Origin of the sequence: Streptosporangium lutulentum (assembly GCF_030811455.1) — a bacterium.
Classification (GTDB): Bacteria; Actinomycetota; Actinomycetes; order Streptosporangiales; family Streptosporangiaceae; genus Streptosporangium; species Streptosporangium lutulentum.
The window spans coordinates 9,638,731-9,657,792 of the sequence record NZ_JAUSQU010000001.1 but is presented as its reverse complement, the minus strand read 5'-3'; the positions used below and the strand labels follow the sequence as shown (position 1 = coordinate 9,657,792).

Here is a 19,062-nt window from a genome sequence, read left to right as displayed (position 1 = left end):
TCCTCCTTTGTTGTCTGTCCTGATGTCCTTCGCGGCCGTCACGGTGCGACCCGGCCGGGTACTCCGTGCCGTGGGCTCTCGACCGTCGCGACCCCCTCTGACGAGGTCCCCACGGTCTCCAGGTCGATCTTGCGGGTGTCGGGCAGGCCCCAGGCCGCGAGCAGGCCGATCACGGCCGTTCCGACGATCACGAATGCCGGGGCCAGCGGCATGTCGTACCTCGTGGTCAGCACGTCGACGATGACCGGTGGCAGGCCGGCGAAGATGAATGTGCCGAGGGTCCCCGCGATTCCGGCCGCCGTCGCCCGCACCTCGGTGGGATAGAACTCCATCGAGATGGCATGGATCGACCCGAGGCACAGGGGGACGCTGATCAGGATGAGCACGCCGCCGAGCACGGCCGCGAGAAAACCGCCGCTCTGCGCGACGAGAAAGCCCGGCAGGACAAAAAGCACCGACGCGAGCCCGCCCAGCAGGAGCGGAAGCTTCCGGCCGTAGCGGTCACCGAGCATCCCGACCAGCGGATTGAACACCACGAGCATCGAGATCAGGATCAGCGGCACGATCCGGGAGTCGCTCGCGGAAAGCCCGGTCTCCTTGACGAGATAGGTCGGGTAGTACACGAACATGATGTAGAACGTGGTCCCCAGGGCGCCGAGGCAGCTCACCCGCAGGATCATTCGCCAGTGCCGCAGGGCCGTCCTGATCGGCGCGGACTTCACCCGTGATCGCGCCTTCTGGTACGTCACCGGCTCTTCGAGGCCGTAGCGGAGGTAGAGGGCGAAGAGAGCCAACGGCGCGGCGATCAGGAACGCGAACCGCCACCCGTAGTCGTTGAACGTGCTCTCGTTCACGCTCAGGCCGACGATCACACCGGTGGCGGCGGCCACCAGGGTGCCCAGGTTGCCCGCGGCGGCGACGAACGAGGTGATGAACCCTCGGCGCTTCCGGGAGGCGTACTCACCCAGGAACACCGGGGCCACCGTCGCCTCGCCGCCCGAGGCGAAGCCCTGCAGAAGCCGGCAGACGACGAGCAGGATCGGTGAGAGCAGCGCCGCCGTCTCGTAGGTGGGAATGAGACCGATGGCGGCCGTCGACCCTCCGACGAGCAGGATCGAGACCATCAGCGAGTTACGCCGGCCGACCCGATCGGCCAGGACCCCGAAGAACAGGCCTCCGGCCGACTTGGAGAGAAAGGAGACACCGAAGACGGCGAGCGTGGCGATGAGCGCCGCGTCCGCGTTTCCGGCGGGAAAGAAAGCCGTGGCGATGGGCGCCACGAAGAGCCCGTAAAGGGCCGTGTCGTATACTTCGATGAAATGACCGAGCACCAGTGCCGCGACCGCTCTGGGACGCGGTTTTGTCGTTTCGATAACGTGGTCGTCGGTTGGATTTGGCATGCCGGTTCTCCTGGTCATCCAGACGTGGCAGAGATAGTCCCCCGAAACCGCGTTATGCAGGTGCGTTCACTGAACGCGTGCTTTTAATGGCGAACCTTGTCTTTCTGCTGGACCTTTTCCCCGGACTCCTGCCGCCAGGGTCAGGAAATGTCGCGAATCGCTGGCCCAGCGGTCTCCGATGCGAAACACCGGCAGGTCGGACCGCGTGCCGATCCCCCGATGGGTTCGCGAACCGGGCTGGAGAGGATTCGTGTGGAACGGCCGCGGGAAACCGGGCCTCGCCGGTTGGTTCTCAGGCGGGCGCGCGGGTTCCGGAACGCGATGGCCTGGCGGATCCGATGATCCGCCCGCGCTCGGGAACCCGCGGGATCTCGCGGTTCGGGTGACGGCCGGCGGATCAGCCGGCCAGGGCCTGACCGCTCAGGTAACCGAAGACCATCCCCGCGGCGAGCGTCGCCCCCGCCCCGGGGTATCCGGGGCCGAACGGGCTGGATGCGACGTTTCCGCACGCGTAGAGTCCGGGGATCCGGGCTCCACGGGTGTCGAGGACGGCGCCTTCCGTGTCGGTCTGCGGGCCGCCCTTCGTGCCCAGGGCGCCCAGGTGGAGCCGGACCGCGTAGTACGGACCCGATTCGAGCGGCCGCAGGTTGCGGTTCGGCGTCACCTCCGGATCGCCGCGGTAGAGGTCGTAGACCGATTCGCCGCGGTGGAAGACCGGGTCCACGCCGTTCGCCGCGTGCCCGTTGAACTCCTCGACCTGCGCTTCGAGACCGGCAGGATCGATTCCCGCCGCCTCGGCGAGCTCGGCGAGGGTGGGCGCGGTGAGCATCCAGCGCGGGGTCGGGGTTCCCGGGGTGACCGTCGCGATCGGGTACGACTGGCGGAAACGCTCGTCGAAGACCAGCCAGCACGGGAGGTTGGCGTACTCGTAGTCATGCGAGTCGAACGACGCGAGCATCTTGCCGAAGTCGTTGTAGTTCATGGCCTCGTCGAGGAACCGGCGGCCCTTGCGGTTGACGATGATGCCGCCGGGAAGCGTGCGCAGACCGCTCGTCGGGCGGTACAGCGGCGCGTCGTCGTAGCTGTCTCCCGACGCGGCGATCATGGGCCCCCACCAGGCCTCGCTCATGTTCCCGAGCGAGGCGCCGACGGCCATCGCCATGGTCAGGCCGTCGCCCTCGTTCGCCGGGGGGCTCGCCGGCGCGTCGCACGGCACCCCGAGGAAGGTGTCGACCAGCTCCTTGTTCCACTCGAACCCGCCGGAGGCCAGGACGACGCCCTTCTTCGCCTGGAACAACCGCCGCTCGCCGTCCACCTCCGCGTACACGCCGACCACCCGGCCCTGCGGGTCGCGTTCGAGTTCGACGGCGCGCGCGTTGACCACCGCCCGCACGCCCTTCTTCAGGCAGGCGTCGAGCAGCGTGCCGATCAGGGAGGCGCCCATGCCCACCATGCCGCTCGCGACACGCTCCGCGAGCAGTTTCCAGTCCCAGCGCTCCGGCCGCTCCATCCCCCAGGCGTCGCCCTCCAGCCGGGTGATCGGGACCGAGCTGTGCCCCTTGCGCAGCTCGGCGGCGCGCTCGCCGAGGAGGTTGGTGTCGTAGATGCCGACCTGCAGCGTGCGCCCGCCCGCCCGGGCCCCGGGAAGGTGTGGCTGGTAGTCGGGGTGGTGGGGGTTCGAGGAGAACTCGATCGCCGTTTCCTTCTCGAGGAAGTCCAGCGTCGGGTTGACGGTGTCGACGAACGTCTCGATGAGGCGGTCGTCCACCCGGCCCAGAGCCAGCGCTCTCACGTACGTCAGCGCGTCCTCCCGGCTGTCGGGCGGGCTGCCCTCCTCCAGGTATTTGCTGTTCGGCGCCCACACGGAGCCGCCGGAGACGGCACTCGTCCCGCCGAACACCGGGGCCTTCTCCAGCAGCGTGACACGCAGCCCCCGGGAGGCCGCCGACAGGGCCGCCGTCAAGCCGGCGGCTCCTGAACCGATGATGACCGCGTCGTTCTCTTCGGTCATTTTATTGTTCCCGTCCTTCCAGTTCCGTACGAATTCCGATCGCCAGGTCCTTCGCCGCCGGTTCGAGGAGAGGTGACATCAGCAGCTCGATCATGGGTGCCATCGGTCCGCCCGGGCTCACTTCGAGGTGGAAGTTGAGCCTGGACCTCGGGCCGCTCCCTGACGCGTTCGCGGGAGCGGTGGTGGCGGTGAGGGTAGTGGTGGGGGTAGTGGTGGGGGTGCCGGTCGACTCGTCCCGAGTACGCCGGCCGGCCTTCTTCCTCGCCGACTTGGCGATCATTCCGAACAGGAACTCCGCCCAGCGCCGGCGGAGTCGCCGGCTCCACGGCTCTCTGGCCGGGGACGCGACCGGCCCGGCGGAAGCGGGCGCGGAGTCGTCCGGCACCTCACCGATCCTGAACGTGCCCCCGCCCGCGATCTGCTCGGTCAGACCGTTGACCGTGAAGTTCAGGAAACTCCTGGGCTCCCACTCATCGATGATCACTTCGAGGTCGACCTCGCGGCTGAGCATGCCGACGTCGCCCTTGAGCGTCCAGACGGAGTGCTGCTCGTCGACCACCTTGACGGTCTGGAATCCGATCATCAGGTGAGCCCAGTTCGGAATGGTCCACAGGTAGGCCCACACCTCGTCGATCGGGGCGGCGATCTCGACCGTGTAATCGATCTCAATCATCGGTGGCGTCCGTGCTCGTACCGGGGACCCGCCGTACGCGCGTCATCGCGTTCACTCGTCGTAGGTGATGATCGGAAGCAGGCTGTCCCGGTTCAGTGAGTGCCACAGCGCCTGGTCTCCCTTCTCGAAGGGCATGACGGGATCGCACAGCGATTTCGCGTCCAGGTATCCCATCTCGATGAGCTTGGCCAGGCGCGGGATGTCCCGGAGGACGTTGGCGCCGCCGTAGGACGCGGAGAGGTACTTCTTGCCCTCGTAGTCGAAGGGACCCGGCGAAGCCGGCCACCACTGCGGGTCGTTGGTCCGCTCGATCCATCCGGTGTGCACGAAGGTCCCGCCTCGCCGGGTGGCCTGGTAGCCGTAGCCCAGGGCCGCCGACCCGCTGACGTCGGCCGGCTTGCCCGTCGTGGGATCGCCGATCGTCTTGCCCGCGGCCTCGTAGATGTGGTCGGCGCCACGCCCGTGGTAGAAACCCTCGGACGGCTTCCCGCCGGCCGCCATGTTCGGCGTGTCCGGGCCGCACAGCTCCTGGATCTTCTTGACGATGCCGGCGCCGTACTCGTCGGCGTCGAGGACGATGTGCGCCCCCGCGCGCTTGGCCGCCTCCATCCGGTGCGGGATGCGCTCGACCGCGATGATCAGCTGGGCGCCCATCATCTTGGCGGCCTGGATGATCGAGAGGCCGAGCGCGCCGGCACCGAGGACGGCGACCTTCGAGGCGATCTCCACCGGCATGCCGAAGAGCGCGAAGCTCCAGCCCGGCCCGGGAACGCAGGCGAGCGACGCGAGCTCGACGTCGGACAGCGGGGAGTCGAACACCGGCACGACCCAGGACTCGTCGCAGACCGCCAGCTCCGCGAAGCCACCCGTGTGGTCCTGCCACACCGGCGTGCCGTCCTCCAGCTCCGCGAACGGCGGGGCCTCCTGCGTGGCGAAGTCCAGGTCGTTCTTGTGGCCGCAGGCGTGCCACTCGCCGCGCACGCAGCTGTAGCACGTGCCACAGCTCGGCAGGACCGGCGTCACGACCCGGTCGCCGACCTTGACCCGCCGGACCTGGGAACCGACCTCGACGACGACCCCCATGGCGCCGTGGCCCGGGCTCCTGGCCTTGTCGTGGTGGGTGGTGGACAGATCCGCGACGTTCGGCACGAGCGTGTAACAGGCCTGCGCCGCGAGATTGCGGATCACCACGTCGGTCGGCCGCCTGGGCCGCAGCCGGAGGTCCCGGATCTCGAACCAGTCCTGGTAGCGCACCCAGCCCTTGAACTCGCCGGACTGGTTGCCGGGGTATCCGACCGCAGCCGCTGGATTGATTGATTGGTCCGTCATGTACAGCCTTCCTTAGTTCCCACCGGTTCGAGCACCTGCCCGGCCGTGACCGCGGCCGGTTACCTCAACTGCCTCGGGGTCAGCTCGCCGCGTTCTTCAGCGCGGCCCGGACGTCGACCGGTTCCCACCACGGGGCGAGCCCCAGGTCCTCCGCGATGATCCGCGAGACGATGTAGCCGGCGCCTCCCGAGATCGCGCCGCCCGGGTGCGTGGCCGACCCGGCCATGTACAGGCCCTCGACGGGGGTCCGGTAGCCGAAGTGGTTCCACATGCTCTGCTCGCCCGCGAAGGACCCCATGAAGATGTCGCCCCGCACCATGTTGATCAACTGACGGCTGTAGTCGTTCGCCGTGTGGGTCCAGGTGTGCAGGATGTTGTCGCGGGTCATGTTCGGCGCGTACTCCCGCCACTTGTCGAGAACGCGCTCGGTGAACTCCGCCTTGACCGGCTCGATGTTCTCCGGGCTGCCGCCGGGGGCGAACGGCATCACGTGCCAGGCGTACGCGGTGTGGTGCCCGGGCGGGGCCTGCGACGGGTCGAACTGCGTGATGTGCCCGGTGCCGAAGGAGATGTGCTCGGGGACCTTGCCCGCCGCCACCTCGTCGTGCAGGGCGAACAGTTCCTCGATGCTCTCGCACCCGACGTTGTACTTGAGCGCCTTGTTCACGTTCGGGTCGAAGTCCGAGCCGAGGTAGTCGGGCGCCTCACGCAGGGCGAGGTGCACGCCGAACAGCGTCCAGGCCGTCTGTTTGAACTTCTCGACCTTCTCCCGGTACGCGGCGGGCAACTGGTCCGGGCCGACGAGCCTGGTGAACGTCTGCGGGACGTCGAGGGTGCTCGCCACGAACCGCCGTGCGGTGAGGCTGCGCCCGTCGGCCAGTTCGACACCGGTCGCCTTGTTGTTGTCGACGACGATGCGCTCCACCTCGGCGTGGTTGATGAAGGTCCCACCGGCCCGGATGAAGCTCTCCATCAGCCCTCGTGCCAGGTTCCAGCTCCCGCCGACGCACACCTGGTAGCCGGCGGCGAGGTCGAAGCCGCGGATCGCCGCTCCCATCGGGCTGCGCTGGCTCACCGCGTCGTAGAGGACGGTGCCGAAAATCGAGAGCTTGAAGAGCATCAGCAGCTTGACGCGCTCGTTCTCGAACAGCTCGTTCATCAGGTCCAGCGGCTGCCGTTCGATGATGTCGAGGAAGTCGCGCCCGACGGCACTGCCCGAGAGCAGCTCGTTGCGCTCGTCCTCGTCGAGGGGCTCGGAGTAGCGCTCGGCGAGGAAGATCGAATCGCTGATGGCGTCGGCGCGGCGGTTCCACTCGCGGAAGGTCTTGGCGTCGCGCTGCGAGAACCGGCCGATCGACGCGCAGGTCTCGTCGACGTCGCGGGAGAAGACCAGCGATGTGCCGTCGGCGTGCGGCTGGGCGAAGTCGAACCGCGGCGTCTCATACCGTACGGTCGCCGCCAGACCGAGGTCGCGGTACCACGGCGTCTCGGTGATGTTGAAATGATTGATGGAGTGCGGATTCTGGTAGAACCCCGGCGGTCCCGGCTCAACGGTGCTCAAGCCGCCGCCGAACATCATGCGCCGTTCCAAAATCGCGATCTTGAGCCCAAGCTTCGACAGGTAGCTGCCAAGGACCAGGCCGTGCTGGCCGGAGCCAATGATGATTCCGTCATATTCAGCGTTAATGGGAATCGCCCCCTCGCTCGAACTGGATGTAGACGTTCTTCTGCTGGGTGTAGGAATAGAGCTCCTCGATCCCTTCCTCACGACCCACGCCGCTGTTCTTGAATCCGCCGAACGGCGCGCCGGGAATGTGGATCGAACTCGCGTTGACCCAGACGTAGCCCGCTTCCAGGTCCCGGGTCGCCCGCATGGCCGTGCTCAGCTCCGTGGTCCAGACGCTGGCCGTCAATCCCAGCGGGAGCCGATTCGCGCGGGCGATCACCTCGTCGTACTCGTCGAACGGCAGGACCGACAGCACCGGGCCGAAGATCTCCTCGTTCAGCAGCGGCGAGTCGCAGTCGCCCTCGTCGAAGGCGAAGACGGTCGGGCGTACGAAAAGGCCGGCATCGGGGCCTTCGACGTCTCCGCCCGCGATCAGGCGCGCCCGCGGGTCGGCGCTCCCCGCCTCGATGAAACGGACGACCCGGTCGTACTGCGACCGGCAGACGATGGCGCCCACCTCGGTGTCGTCGCGCTGGGGATCGCCGATCCGGAGTTTCTCGACCCCCACCTTCAACCGGCCGAGGAACTCGTCCCACAGGCTTCGATGCACGTACACCCGTGAGGTCGACCCGCAGCTCTGCCCCTGCCAGGTGAAGTTCATCCCGCGAATCGCCCCGGCGACGGCCGCGTCGAGGTCCGCGTCGGGGAAGACCAGCAGCGGGTTCTTGCCGCCCAACTCCAGCGTCACCGTCTTCACGCGGTCCGCGGCGGCCTGCCGCTGAATGCCCAGTCCGGTTTGGACGCTGCCCGTGAAGGCGATCCTGGTGACGTCGGGATGCGTCGTCAGGCGCGCGCCGACGGTGGCGCCGAGCCCGGTGACCACGTTCACCACACCGGGCGGCAGGATCTCGGCGCACAGCTCGCCGATGCGCAGCGCCGACAGCGACGTGTGCTCGGAGGGCTTGAGGACCACCGTGTTGCCGGCGACGAGCGGTGCGGCGATCTTCGTCGCGGCGAACATCATCGGATGGTTGAAGGGCACGATCCGCCCGACGACGCCGAAGGGTTCGTGCACGGTGTAGTTCAGCCCGCCCGCGGGCGGGGGAATCGACTGTCCGCGCAGCTCAAGCGCCAGTCCTGCGAAGTAGCGCAGCTGGGTGGTCGCGAGGCGGATGTCGTTGCGCAGCATGCTGACCGGCGTGCCGTTGTCGATCGCGTCGATCCGGGCGAGTTCCTCGCCGTGCGTCTCGACCGCGTCGGCTATCTCGTTGAGCAGGCGGGCACGCACGACGGCCGGAGTGCGCCTCCATCCGCCGAACGCGTCCTTCGCCGCCGCGACGGCCGCGTCGACGTCCGCCTCCGTGGCCGCCGGGATCGTCGTGACGACCTGGCCGGTGGCCGGGTCGACGACGTCCAGTCTGCCTCCGTCGACGGCGCCGACCGGCCGATTGCCGATGATCATGCGCCATTCCCGGTCGACGACCGCCGGGGCGTCGGGTGGCCTCATCATCCGCGTGTCACTCCTCCCACTCACGATCAGCTGAGATGTCCTGGGTGCCGCGTCGCACCGGCGAGAGAGCCGGGCCGTCGCCGGCCCGTCCGGCCAGTGGTCTGGCGACGTGTTTTCGCCTGAAGTCTTGCGTTCTACGGTGGAGAACGGTAGACCGTCATGCAGAACACCATGGATGTTAGGCACGCACGTCGCCCACCGTCAAGACATCCCTTTCTTGACCATTTGGGGTCAAATCGACCCTTTGCGCGGCGGCGAGTCACGAAGAGATAGGAGACACCCGGTGGACTCCATGGAGCACTCTGCTCTCCCTCCCCGGACGACATCCGGGCCCGACCCGGCAGGCAAGGTCTGCGTCATCACCGGCGCGGCCCAGGGCATCGGCCGCACCTTCGCACGCGCCTTCGCCGAATCCGGATCCCGCGTCGTCGTCGCCGACCGCGACACCGACGGCGCCGAATCCACCGCGGCCGAGCTGCGCAAAGAGGGTCACGACGCCACAGCGGTGACCGTCGACGTCGCCGACGAACAGAGCGTCGAGGCGTTGCTCCGCCTGACGCTTGAGACCTACGGGCGGGTCGACACGCTTGTGAACAACGCCGCGATCTTCTCGACCATCGTGATGAAGCCGTTCGACGAGATCAGCGCGGCCGAGTGGCGGCAGGTCATCGACGTCAACCTGACCGGCGTGTTCCTCTGCTGCCGTGCGGTCGGCGGGCACATGCGGGCCCGGCGCGGTGGCAGCATCATCAACGTCTCCTCGGCGGCGGTGCTCCAGGGACGGCCGAACTACATGCACTATGTGGCGTCCAAGGCCGGGGTGGTGGGCCTGACGCGATCGCTGGCGCGAGAGCTGGGCGCCGCCGATGTCACCGTCAACGCCCTGATGCCGGGTTCGGTGGACACCGGCATCCCCCGCGACTCCGTCAAACCCGGCCAGGCCGAGCAGATCATCGCCGGCCAGGCTCTGCACCGGCGCCTGCAATCGGCCGACATCGCCGGTACGGCGGTCTTCCTCGCGTCCGACGCCGCGCGCACGATCACGGGACAGAGCATCGTCATCGACGGGGGGATGAATTTCCTGTGAGTTCGTCTCGATCGAACGTCCACCTCACCCTCGCGATCAATGATTCCGACCAGGTTCGCGATCTGGTGTCAGGGCGCGTGCCGGTGAACGGCGTCGACCTGACCTGCCTCCTTCTCGAGGTCGAGGAGATCTTCTTCAGGTTCACCAAGTTCCGGGAGTGGGACATCTCGGAGATGTCGCTGGGCAAGTACTCCTCGCTGCGCGCCCGGGGCGACGACTCCCTCGTCGGGCTGCCCGTGTTCCCCTCCCGGTCCTTCCGGCACTCCGGCATCTTCGTTCGCGCCGACGGCCCCGTGAACGATCCGGCGGAGCTCGCCGGGGCGCGGATCGGCATCCCGGAATGGACGGTGACCGCGACCGTCTACCAGCGAGCGCTCCTGCAGCACGAATTCGGCGTCGATCTGACCGGTGTCGAATGGGTACAGGGCGGGATCAACGAGCCCGGCCGCATCGAGACGCTGCCCGCCGGCCTGCCCGACGGCGTCAAGGTCACCCCCGAACGGCAACGGTCGCTGAACCGGCTGCTGCTCGACGGCGAGCTGGACGCGATCATGGTGCCTCATCCGCCCGCCGGGTTCGAGGATCGCTCGGGGCGCATCGTCCAGCTCTTCGACGACTCCCCCGCCGTCGAGGAGGAGTACTACCGAAGGACCGGCATCTTCCCGATCATGCACCTGGTGGTGCTGCGTCGCGAGGTGTACGAGCGGCATCCGTGGGTGGCTCAGAACCTCGTCACGGCGTTCACCGCCGCCAAGGACCGGAGTCTGGCCAGGTTGCTCGACCCGACCGCCCCGCACTTCCCCCTGCCGTGGGGGCCGGACCGCGCCCGCCTGGCGGAGCGGGTCTTCGGGCGCGATCTGTGGCCGTACGGAACGGCACCGAACCGCACCACCCTGGAGGCGTTCCTCCGTTACGCCCACGAGCAGCGGGTGTGCGAGCGCCTGCTCACCCCCGACGACCTCTTCCCCGCGTCGATCGACGAGTCCTACGTGATCTGAGCTCGGTCCTCCCCCGCCCGTGTGATCGGGCGGTGCGGACCGCTGAGGCACGGCGCCTTCGGACGATGGCGGCGAGACCCTGAGAGGAAACTCCCCGGCCCGTTGACCTGCGAAATCGTGTCATCGGAGGATGACGTTCCACGACCGATGACGGTGGAAGCGGGCGACCGGCCGGGGAGCCGGAGGTCGCCGTGGCCGACGTCACGAGGCGGCGACGGCCGTCACCCGAGCGGAGCGCGACTCAGGTAAGCTGCACACCTCAGGTGGGCGGCGCGACTCAGGTAAGCAGCACGACTCAGGTGGACGGCACACCTCAGGTAAGCGGCACGACTCAGGTGGGCAGCACGGCGCTGATCCTGTTCGCGCCTTCCCTCAGCACCGCGGCGATGCCCGCCACCGCGTCCTCGCTCAGCCGGGACGGTGGCGCCGAGATGGCCAGGGCGGCACGGACGTTGCCGCCCGCGTCCCGTACGGGCACCGCGACCGACCACACCTCGTCCTCGCTCTCGCCGAAGTTGGAGGCGTATCCCACCTCGCGGATTCGCGCCAGATGCGCCTCCAGGTCGCGGCGGCTCGTCAGGGTCACCTCCGTCATGGGGGCGAGCTTGGCGTTGGGCAGCAGTCGCCGGACCTCACCCGAGTCCAGCCCGGCGAGAAGCACCTTGCCCGACGCCGTGGCGTGCGCCGGCAGGATCATCCCCGTCCGTGAGCCGACGCGCAGCGACTTCGTCGTCTCGATCGACTCGACGAAGAAGATGTCAGAGCCGCGCAGAACGCTGATGTGCACCGTCTCCCCGAGTTCCCGGACCAGGTCCTCCATGATCGGACGAGCGACCACCCGGAGGTCCAGCCCCCCCACGAGGGACACGGCCATGCCGATCAGCTCGGGCCCGGCCGTATAGGCCTTCGACTCCGGATCTTGACTCACGAAGCCGTGGTACTGCAGCATCTGCATCAATCGGTGCGCCGTCGATCGGGCGACCCCGATGTCCCTGCCGGCCTCGGCCACACGGACGGATTTCTGCCTGCCGAAGAGCCGGAGCAGCCGCAGCGCGTTGTCCACCGATCCGATGGGGTAATTCGGTGCGTCCTCGGATCCGGAATGCTCCATCGCGTCACCAGCCCGTTCTGTAGTTGTCACCGCACACCGGCGTCTCCAAGGTGCGGGAGAGTCGGTTTTGTATGTCCCGAGTCTACCATTGCAGAACCCTATCCCACCTTGCAGAACACATGGCGTCGCCGCGGTGAACACGGCCGGTCGTCGCGTCACCGCTCCTTCCACGCTACATACCAGGCCAGGAGGGGTCTCCTCCGTGCGGACACGCGAAGGATCCGCCGCCGGCCGTCCAGACCGGCCGGAGCCGTACGGCGGCCGGGACCCGGAGCGCGGAGAAGATCGCCCGAGACGCGTGCGCCGGTTTCGGGAGCACGCCGACCGGCACGCCCCACCGGTCGGACGGGCTCGACATCAGCCGAAAATGACATTTTTTAATTCTAAACTTAATTTAATAGTGAAAATAGGAAATCAACTTGTGACAAGGGGCGGGATGACTTAGTTCACGGCTCGATCTAACATGGTCGCAGGTAACCGGGGGGTTGCGTGTGACGGGGGAAGGGAAAACATGGCGACGCCCGAACGCAGAACGGTGCGCGATCTCCGCCGCGGAAACCGCGCGGTGTTGCTGCGCACCCTCTACTTCGCGGGTCTGACCACCCGCCACGAACTGAGCGGCCTGACCGGCCTGAGCGCCGCCTCCATCAGCAACGTGACCAGCGATCTCATCGCCGAGAACATCATCGTCGAGGCCGGACTGGTGGAGTCCGACGGCGGACGTCCCCGGGTGCTGCTCCGCGTCAACCCGACGTTCGGGCACGTGATCGGAGTGGACGTCGGCGAGACCCACGTGCAGGTCGCGCTGTTCGACCTGGACATGAACGAGCAGGCCAAGTCCGAGTTCGCGCTGCGCCCCAGCGAGCACGACGTCGACCTGGTCGTGCGCCACATCCTGACCGGCATCGACGCCGTGATGGCCTCCGGCGGCGTCGACCCCGCCCAGGTGATGGGGGTCGGCATCGGCGTCCCCGGCATCGTCGAAAGCGGCCCGGAGGCGCTCATCCACGCCCAGACCTTCGGCTGGGACGCGGTTCCCCTGAGCGCCCTGCTGCGCGCGGGCACCTCGCTGCCGCTCTACATCGACAACGGCGCCAAGACCCTGGCCCAGGCCGAGCTGTGGTTCGGTTCCGGCCGCGGATCGCGGCACGTCATCGTCGTGCTGATCGGCTCAGGGGTCGGGGCCAGCGTCATCACCGACGGGCGCACCTACCGCGGGGTCAACAGCAGCGCCGGCGAGTGGGGGCACACGAAGATCGCGGTAGGGGGCCGCCCCTGTCGCTGCGGCGCCCGCGGCTGCCTTGAGGCCTACATCGGAGCCGAGGGCATTCTGGAACGTGCCGGACTGACGGCCGAGATGGCCGGCGAGCAGGCCGCGCTCGCCGAACTGGTGAGATCCGGCGGCCCCGTCATCAACGAGACGATCGACTATCTCGGCGCGGGCCTGGCGAACCTGATCAACCTGTTCAACCCCGAGCGGATCGTCATCGGCGGCTGGGCCGGGCTGCTCCTGGGCCAGCACGAGTTGGTCAAGATCAAGAAGGCCGTCGCCGAGAACTCCCTGTCCCAGCCGTACACGTCCGTCTCCATCACGCTCGGCAGGCTCGGACCGGACGCGGTCGCGCTCGGCGCCGCCACCCTCGTGGTGGAGGAGTTCCTCCTGGGAGAGATCTTCTCCCCCACCCGGCAACCGGCCGTCATCTAGTCCCGCGTTCCCCGGCAGAGGGAGTGAACCCGAGGTTGCCGGACGCCCTCCCCCGCCCTCGCACCTCGTGCCGGCGGGGACCTGTGCCCCGGTAGGGACACGGCGCTCAGGCGTTCGACAGTTCGGCGTCGAGCAAACGCTCGGCTCGGGGTACCGCGAGGCCGCGGCCGACGGCGAACCACAGCCCGATCAGCACGAACAGGGGAAGCTGGGAGGTGAGGGACGACTGGAGCACATCCTCCGCCGGGCTGCTGTAGATGATCACGACGCGCAGCGCCGCGTCGGCGAGCAGCACCGCTCCGAGGCCGGCGGTCATCGCCCGGTAGAGCATCCGGAACCGCCGTGAGTTCCGCCATGCCCGCTCGAACGCCTCGGCGCGCGCCGGGTCGCCTTTCGAGGCCACGGGTTTGAGGGCGACGCGCATCAACGGCCGATCCGACCACGTGGTCGCCAGGACGACGACTCCCGCGATGGCGACGTAGAACGAGCCCCGGGCGAGCGCGAAACGCGCGTCACCGCTGATCGCGGTCAGCACGACGCCGGCCGCGACCTCTACCAGCACCAGTACGGCGAAGCCGTCGATCGGATGTCCGGCCTTGCCGCGCGTTCGAGTCCGCAGCAGATCGGCGACGACGACCGCGCCGGAGGCGACCGCGCCCGCCACCATGCTCGCGGTGCTGCCGAGGCCCGCGAGATAGCAGCCGGCGATGGCCATGGTGGGCACGAGTGCCACGACCACGGCCGGCCTCCAACGGAACTCCCCGGATTCGACTCGACCGCCGATCGCCTTCCCGGTCAGAAGGGTCCCGCCGATGGCCAGCCGTACCGCGGCGGGCATGCCGGTCGGCGCGAGGGCGGCCAGGACCAGCGTCGGAAGGAGCAGATCGGCGGCCAGATTCGCGATCATCACGATGAAGTACATGGCTTTGCGCCGGGCGCCGATCTCAGGCATGACCCGGTCCCGCCCCTACTACCACTACTCGCACCTGGCCTCCCGGTTCGATCGTCTAAAGCCTTTGACAGTAAATCTCTTAGCAACAAAGATAACCAGAGGCTAAGCTATATTGGGAAGGTGACGCAAGACGCACTCCCCGAAGCTCAGGCGGCCGCGCTGCTCGGCCGCGAGTTCGCGACGGCGATCGTGGTGTTCCACGAGGCGGTCGGCAAACTCGTGGGGCTCAGCTCGGTCGAGCGAAAGTGCATCGACGTGCTCCAACGGCTGGGACCGGTGACGGCCGGAGCGATCGCGGAACACACCGGCCTGACCACCGGCGCCGTAACCGGCTTGGTGGACCGGCTCGAAACCGCCGGCTACGTTCAACGCGCACGCGACCCGCACGACCGTCGCAAGGTCGTCGTGCGGCTACTGCCGAACGAGCGGATGGACGCGCTGATGGCCTCCGCGTTCGGGGAATTCGTCGAGGACATGACGGAGATAACGACCAGGTACAGCGAGGCCGAGCTCTACGCGATCACGGACTGGATACGCAGAACCACCGACGCGCTGGTGGCCAACACACGCAGAATCATGAGCCTCGGCGAGCCTGGAGCCGACCCGGGCACCTCTGCTCATCCAGGCCGGCCGGACACCCGCCGCTGACGGTCCCGGACCGGCGCGGACGGACAGATCGTCCTCGACCTACGGGTCGATATGCTCATGAAGTGCTAAGAACTGAGCGGCATGCGCGACTCCTTGAGCATGTCTCGGCGAGGGGAAGCGTCGACGTCGGCGAGCTGTCCCGGCTGCTGGCCGTCTCAGGCGCCACCGTCCGGCGCGACCTGCAGTATCTGAGCGAGATGAACCTGCTGCGCCGCACGCACGGCGGCGCGGTCACCGGCGGCATCGGCATCGAGGTGCCGCTTCACCGCCGGATGGAGAGCCGCCGGCCGGAGAAGCGAGCCATCGCCAGGGCCGCCGCCGAACTGGTGCCCGCCGGCGCGGTGGTGGGGCTGACCGGCGGAACCACCACCACCGAAGTCGCCCGGCTCCTCGTCGAGCGCGGTCCCCTGACCGTCGTCACCAACGCCGTCAACATCGCCGCCGAGCTCGTCCTGCACAGGGGGATCACGCTCGTCGTCAGCGGCGGCAACGCGCGCAGCGAGAGCTACGAGCTCATCGGCCCGATCGCGGAGAAGACGCTGGCCGACCACCACATCGACGTGACCTTCCTGGGCGTGGACGGGATCAGCTCCGCGCAGGGGTGCACGACCCACGACCAGCTGGAGGCCGCGACCGACAGCGCGTTCGTCAGGAGCAGCGGCCGGGTCGTCGTCGTGGCGGACCACTCCAAGATCGGGAAGGTCACCTTCGCCAAGATCTGCGGTCTGGGAGAGATCCACAACCTCATCACCGACGCGGGCGCTCCCGATCACCACCTCGCGGGCATCGCGGACGCCGGAGTCACCGTCACCACCGTGTGACCGGACTCGACCCACCCCCCGGCATTCACGCCGTTCAGGGGTTCGACCGACTCCCGCGCCCTCCGACCGCCGGGGCGGGGAGGCGTATGGAACGCTCCACACCTCCCGTGGAGAAGAGACCGCCACGGAAGACGCGACGGCGCCTCCGACGCTCACCCTTGCACGCCCATGCTCATACTTGTACGTTTAAGGCGCAAATCAATCAAATATGCGCACTGAAATGAGAGATCATGTTCGTCGCGAACGAGATCGCCAGCCAGCCGTCCTGCTGGGAACGGGCGATCGAGCTGTCGGGGGCCGCCCCGGAGCTCCCTTCGCCGGGTGAGCGGATCGCCGTCGTCGGCTGCGGGACGTCCCTGTACATCGCCCAGGCCTACGCGGCGCTGCGCGAGTCCGCGGGGCTGGGCGAGACGGACGCGTTCGCGGCCTCGGAGTTCCCGTACCGGCGCGAGTACGACCGCGTGGTGGCGATCTGCCGTTCCGGAACCACGACCGAGGTGCTGAACCTGTTGCGGACGACCTCGCTGCCGACGGTCGCGGTGACCGGGGACCCGTCCACGCCGATCGCGGACTCCGCGGGCTCGCTGGTCGTCCTGGACTTCGCCGACGAGACGTCCGTCGTCCAGACGCGGTTCGCGACCACCGCGCTGACCCTGCTGCGAGCCCATCTGGCGCGCACCGAGCCCTCGCTGCTGCCCGCCGATCTGGTCGCTCAGGCCGCGGAGGCGGTGAACGCGCCGTTGCCGCCCGGTGCCGCCGGCCGTACGCAGTTCACGTTCCTCGGCGCGGGGTGGACCAACGGGATCGCGCACGAGGCGGCGCTGAAGGTGCGCGAGGCGTCCGGGTCGTGGACCGAGTCGTATCCGGCGATGGAGTACCGGCACGGGCCGATCAGCGTGACGGACGAGAACAGCGTCGTCTGGTTCTTCGGGACTCCGCCGGACGGGCTGGCCGCCGAGGTCGAACGGGCGGGCGCGGTCGTCTCCGTCTCGGCTCTCGACCCCGTCGCGGACCTGATCCGGGTGCAGCGGCTGGCGGTGGCGATCGCCGAGAACAAGGGCCTCAACCCTGACGAACCTCGCAACCTCACTCGCTCGGTCATCCTGGCCGACTCGTAGTGGCGTCCCGCCACCCTGTCGGCCTTCCCCCGGCTGGGGCTGCCCCGGTTCGGTGGACACCTGATCTCTGAGGGACCCCGGTTCCCGGAAGCAGGAGTTCACCGTGCCGGACGACCGTCCGCCGGAGTTTCGCCGACGTGGACGCCCGGCTCGACCTCGCCGCCGCTCCCCCGCCTACGCCCCCTCACCGAAGGTGGACGCGTCCGGGCCGGCCGGGCGATCGTGCGCGCCGGCCGGCCCGGTGGCCGTCACTCGGTCGAGGGCGGGGACGGCTTGGTGTCGGTCCAGCCGGACTCCATCACCACGGTGACCCTCTTCTCCGGCACGTCCGCCTTCTCCGGCACGCCCGCGACCTCGGAGGTCAGCACCTTGGAGGTGTCGGGGTCGATGATCAACCTGACCCGGGGGGTTCGGTCTCCCTGGATCAGGAAGGACACCGCGACACCCGAGCGCCCCCGCGGGTCGGTGGCCGGGCCTTCGACCCGCACCGCGGGCAGCGTCGCCAGCGCCCGATAGGCGGCGCCGCGCACCTGTGGGGAGGCGGGCAGTTCGTACAGGAGCGAGGCCAGGGTGCGCGACAGGGACTCCTCCGCCGGACCGACGGCGTCCTTGTCTCTGCGGATCGCCTCAAGTGCCCGCTTCTTCAGCGCTTCGGGGTCGGCGGGCAGCGCCTCGATCTCCTTCAGGGTCATGGGCATGGCACTCCAATAGAGTTTCTGCTCTCCCTTGTTCTGGAAGAACGTGCCCTGGCCGGGCGACGTGGAGTAAGGGGGGGCGGGGTCCTTGCCCTTTGCCCATTCGGTCGGCGAGCCGTCCCGGCGCCATGCCTCCAGGTCCAGGGGGCGTGCGGCCAGCTCCCTGTGGCCGATCCAGGTTCGACCGTCCTTGGCCACCCACCTCTCCGAGAGGCTGGAGGTTTCCAGACGGTAGGTGACGCCGTTCTCGCTGTACGGCCAGAGCAACTGTTGCGTGTACAGCTCCTTGATGCGCCAGTAGGCCCCTTCGGGGGCGGCTTCGGCCTTGGCGGCGGCGGCCAGCAGGATCGAGGCGCCCGACAGGGAGGCGACGCCGGGTGCGGCCGTGGGAGAGGGCGACGGGGTGGGGGCGACCTGGCCGAGGAAGACCGCCGTCGCGGCCGCTGCCGCGGCGAGCCCGAGAGCACCGGCCCGCCATGGCAGGCGCCGCCAGAGCGTCCGGTGCCGATGTGCCTGGGTCTGGGTCTCGGTCGCCATGATCGCCTCACGCAGTTCACGCGCGCCGGGCCCCTGCTCCGGCGCGTGTGGTGCGAGGTCGATGGCCCTTACCAGGTTGTCGATGTCACTCATGCTTCTCCCATCGCGATCGTCAAGGACGCCTGCCGCTCCAGCTCCGCCGCCAGCCGCTTGCGCGCCCGATGCAGCCGGGTCCGGGCGGCGATGGCCGTACATCCCACGACTTGGGCGATCCGCTCGCTGGTCAGGCCCTCCCAGCAGGCCAGCGCCAAGACCTCTCGGTCACGTTCGGGCAACTCGTCGAAGGCAGCGCGAACATGGTTCAGCTCGACCGGTCTGACCGGCCGGTCGGCGGCGAGTTCCGCACGCAGCCGCTCGGCGAGCACGGCCCTGCGGGAAGCGCCGCGCTGCTGGTTGGCCAGGACCCGGCGGGCCACCCCGTACAGCCACAGCAGCGCCTCCTCACCCTTGGGCACATCGTCGATGCGCCGCCAGGCGGTGAGGAACGTCTCGGAGATGACGTCGGCCGTGTCGTCGGGGGAGCCGGTACGGCGGGCGGCGTACTGGTGTATCGCCGGGTAGTACGCGTCATAGATCGCTTCGAAGCGATCTCGGTATGTCACAGAGTCTCCTTGCCAAGAGGTGCCGGACACTTGGTAAGTGTCCGGCACCTCTTGGAATGTGGCAGCCCGTTGTGAGCGGTTCGCGCCACCGGCCCCGTCGTTCGGACGCCCATTACCGCCGCCGGGGCCGGTGACCTGGGCATGTCGGCCGTACGCTCCTTGGCCGGATTGCCCGCAGCTCCTCGGAGCCGTCGGACGG

At 68.6% G+C, this 19,062-nt stretch carries 16 protein-coding genes; 6 read left to right on the top strand and 10 right to left on the bottom strand.

All coding sequences use genetic code 11. The features are described 5' to 3' along the window. Positions 1-38: 38 nt before the first annotated feature. The 6 genes from J2853_RS43600 to J2853_RS43575 form a co-directional block, all read right to left on the bottom strand. Complete coding sequence (locus tag J2853_RS43600) at positions 39-1,400, bottom strand: MFS transporter (RefSeq protein WP_307567629.1); 1,362 nt, start codon at positions 1,398-1,400, stop codon at positions 39-41. Between the two features lie 397 nt (positions 1,401-1,797). Further along, on the bottom strand, positions 1,798-3,411 hold the full coding sequence (locus tag J2853_RS43595; RefSeq protein ID WP_307567627.1) for an FAD-dependent oxidoreductase: 1,614 nt from the start codon (positions 3,409-3,411) through the stop codon (positions 1,798-1,800). 1 nt (position 3,412) lies between these two features. Then, positions 3,413-4,084: an SRPBCC family protein gene (locus J2853_RS43590; protein WP_307567625.1), complete on the bottom strand. Its 672-nt coding sequence runs from the start codon at positions 4,082-4,084 to the stop codon at positions 3,413-3,415. A gap of 51 nt (positions 4,085-4,135) precedes the next feature. Further along, positions 4,136-5,413, bottom strand: a complete 1,278-nt coding sequence (locus J2853_RS43585; RefSeq protein WP_307567623.1) for an alcohol dehydrogenase catalytic domain-containing protein — start codon at positions 5,411-5,413, stop codon at positions 4,136-4,138. A 79-nt stretch (positions 5,414-5,492) separates the two neighbouring features. Next, positions 5,493-7,181: a phytoene desaturase family protein gene (locus tag J2853_RS43580; RefSeq protein ID WP_307567621.1), complete on the bottom strand. Its 1,689-nt coding sequence runs from the start codon at positions 7,179-7,181 to the stop codon at positions 5,493-5,495. Continuing rightward, entirely contained in the window at positions 7,096-8,589 is a 1,494-nt protein-coding gene (locus tag J2853_RS43575) for an aldehyde dehydrogenase family protein (RefSeq protein ID WP_307567620.1), read from the bottom strand. Before J2853_RS43575 ends, J2853_RS43580 begins: the two co-directional genes overlap by 86 nt. 292 nt (positions 8,590-8,881) lie before the next feature. Here J2853_RS43575 and J2853_RS43570 point away from each other — a divergent pair, with 292 nt between their 5' ends. Both J2853_RS43570 and J2853_RS43565 read left to right on the top strand, forming a co-directional pair. Next, positions 8,882-9,676, top strand: coding sequence for an SDR family NAD(P)-dependent oxidoreductase (locus tag J2853_RS43570; protein WP_307569027.1), 795 nt, complete (start codon positions 8,882-8,884; stop codon positions 9,674-9,676). Then, on the top strand, positions 9,673-10,674 hold the full coding sequence (locus tag J2853_RS43565) for a substrate-binding domain-containing protein (protein WP_307567619.1): 1,002 nt from the start codon (positions 9,673-9,675) through the stop codon (positions 10,672-10,674). Before J2853_RS43570 ends, J2853_RS43565 begins: the two co-directional genes overlap by 4 nt. 331 nt (positions 10,675-11,005) lie before the next feature. On the opposite strand, the gene J2853_RS43560 is transcribed toward J2853_RS43565, so the two are convergent. Continuing rightward, on the bottom strand, positions 11,006-11,785 hold the full coding sequence (locus J2853_RS43560) for an IclR family transcriptional regulator (RefSeq protein ID WP_307567617.1): 780 nt from the start codon (positions 11,783-11,785) through the stop codon (positions 11,006-11,008). 511 nt (positions 11,786-12,296) lie between these two features. On the opposite strand from J2853_RS43560, the gene J2853_RS43555 reads away from it, so the two are divergent. After that, the gene (locus J2853_RS43555) at positions 12,297-13,490 is read left to right on the top strand and encodes an ROK family protein (RefSeq protein WP_307567615.1); all 1,194 of its coding nucleotides are present in this window, start codon (positions 12,297-12,299) and stop codon (positions 13,488-13,490) included. A gap of 106 nt (positions 13,491-13,596) precedes the next feature. On the opposite strand, the gene J2853_RS43550 is transcribed toward J2853_RS43555, so the two are convergent. Continuing rightward, complete coding sequence (locus J2853_RS43550) at positions 13,597-14,442, bottom strand: VC0807 family protein (protein ID WP_307567614.1); 846 nt, start codon at positions 14,440-14,442, stop codon at positions 13,597-13,599. 120 nt (positions 14,443-14,562) lie between these two features. On the opposite strand from J2853_RS43550, the gene J2853_RS43545 reads away from it, so the two are divergent. The 3 genes from J2853_RS43545 (at position 14,563) to J2853_RS43535 (ending at position 17,029) form a co-directional block, all read left to right on the top strand. Continuing rightward, a complete protein-coding gene (locus J2853_RS43545; RefSeq protein WP_307567612.1) occupies positions 14,563-15,090 on the top strand; it encodes a MarR family winged helix-turn-helix transcriptional regulator in 528 nt (175 codons plus the stop codon). 62 nt (positions 15,091-15,152) lie between these two features. Next, positions 15,153-15,911: a DeoR/GlpR family DNA-binding transcription regulator gene (locus J2853_RS43540; RefSeq protein WP_307567610.1), complete on the top strand. Its 759-nt coding sequence runs from the start codon at positions 15,153-15,155 to the stop codon at positions 15,909-15,911. A gap of 230 nt (positions 15,912-16,141) precedes the next feature. Next, positions 16,142-17,029, top strand: a complete 888-nt coding sequence (locus tag J2853_RS43535; protein ID WP_307567608.1) for an SIS domain-containing protein — start codon at positions 16,142-16,144, stop codon at positions 17,027-17,029. A 248-nt stretch (positions 17,030-17,277) separates the two neighbouring features. Here J2853_RS43535 and J2853_RS43530 read toward each other — a convergent pair whose 3' ends face one another. Together J2853_RS43530 and J2853_RS43525 are read right to left on the bottom strand one after the other, a co-directional pair. Next, positions 17,278-18,354: a CU044_5270 family protein gene (locus J2853_RS43530; protein WP_307567607.1), complete on the bottom strand. Its 1,077-nt coding sequence runs from the start codon at positions 18,352-18,354 to the stop codon at positions 17,278-17,280. Beyond that, on the bottom strand, positions 18,351-18,863 hold the full coding sequence (locus J2853_RS43525) for an RNA polymerase sigma factor (protein WP_307567606.1): 513 nt from the start codon (positions 18,861-18,863) through the stop codon (positions 18,351-18,353). Before J2853_RS43525 ends, J2853_RS43530 begins: the two co-directional genes overlap by 4 nt. Positions 18,864-19,062: the final 199 nt, after the last annotated feature.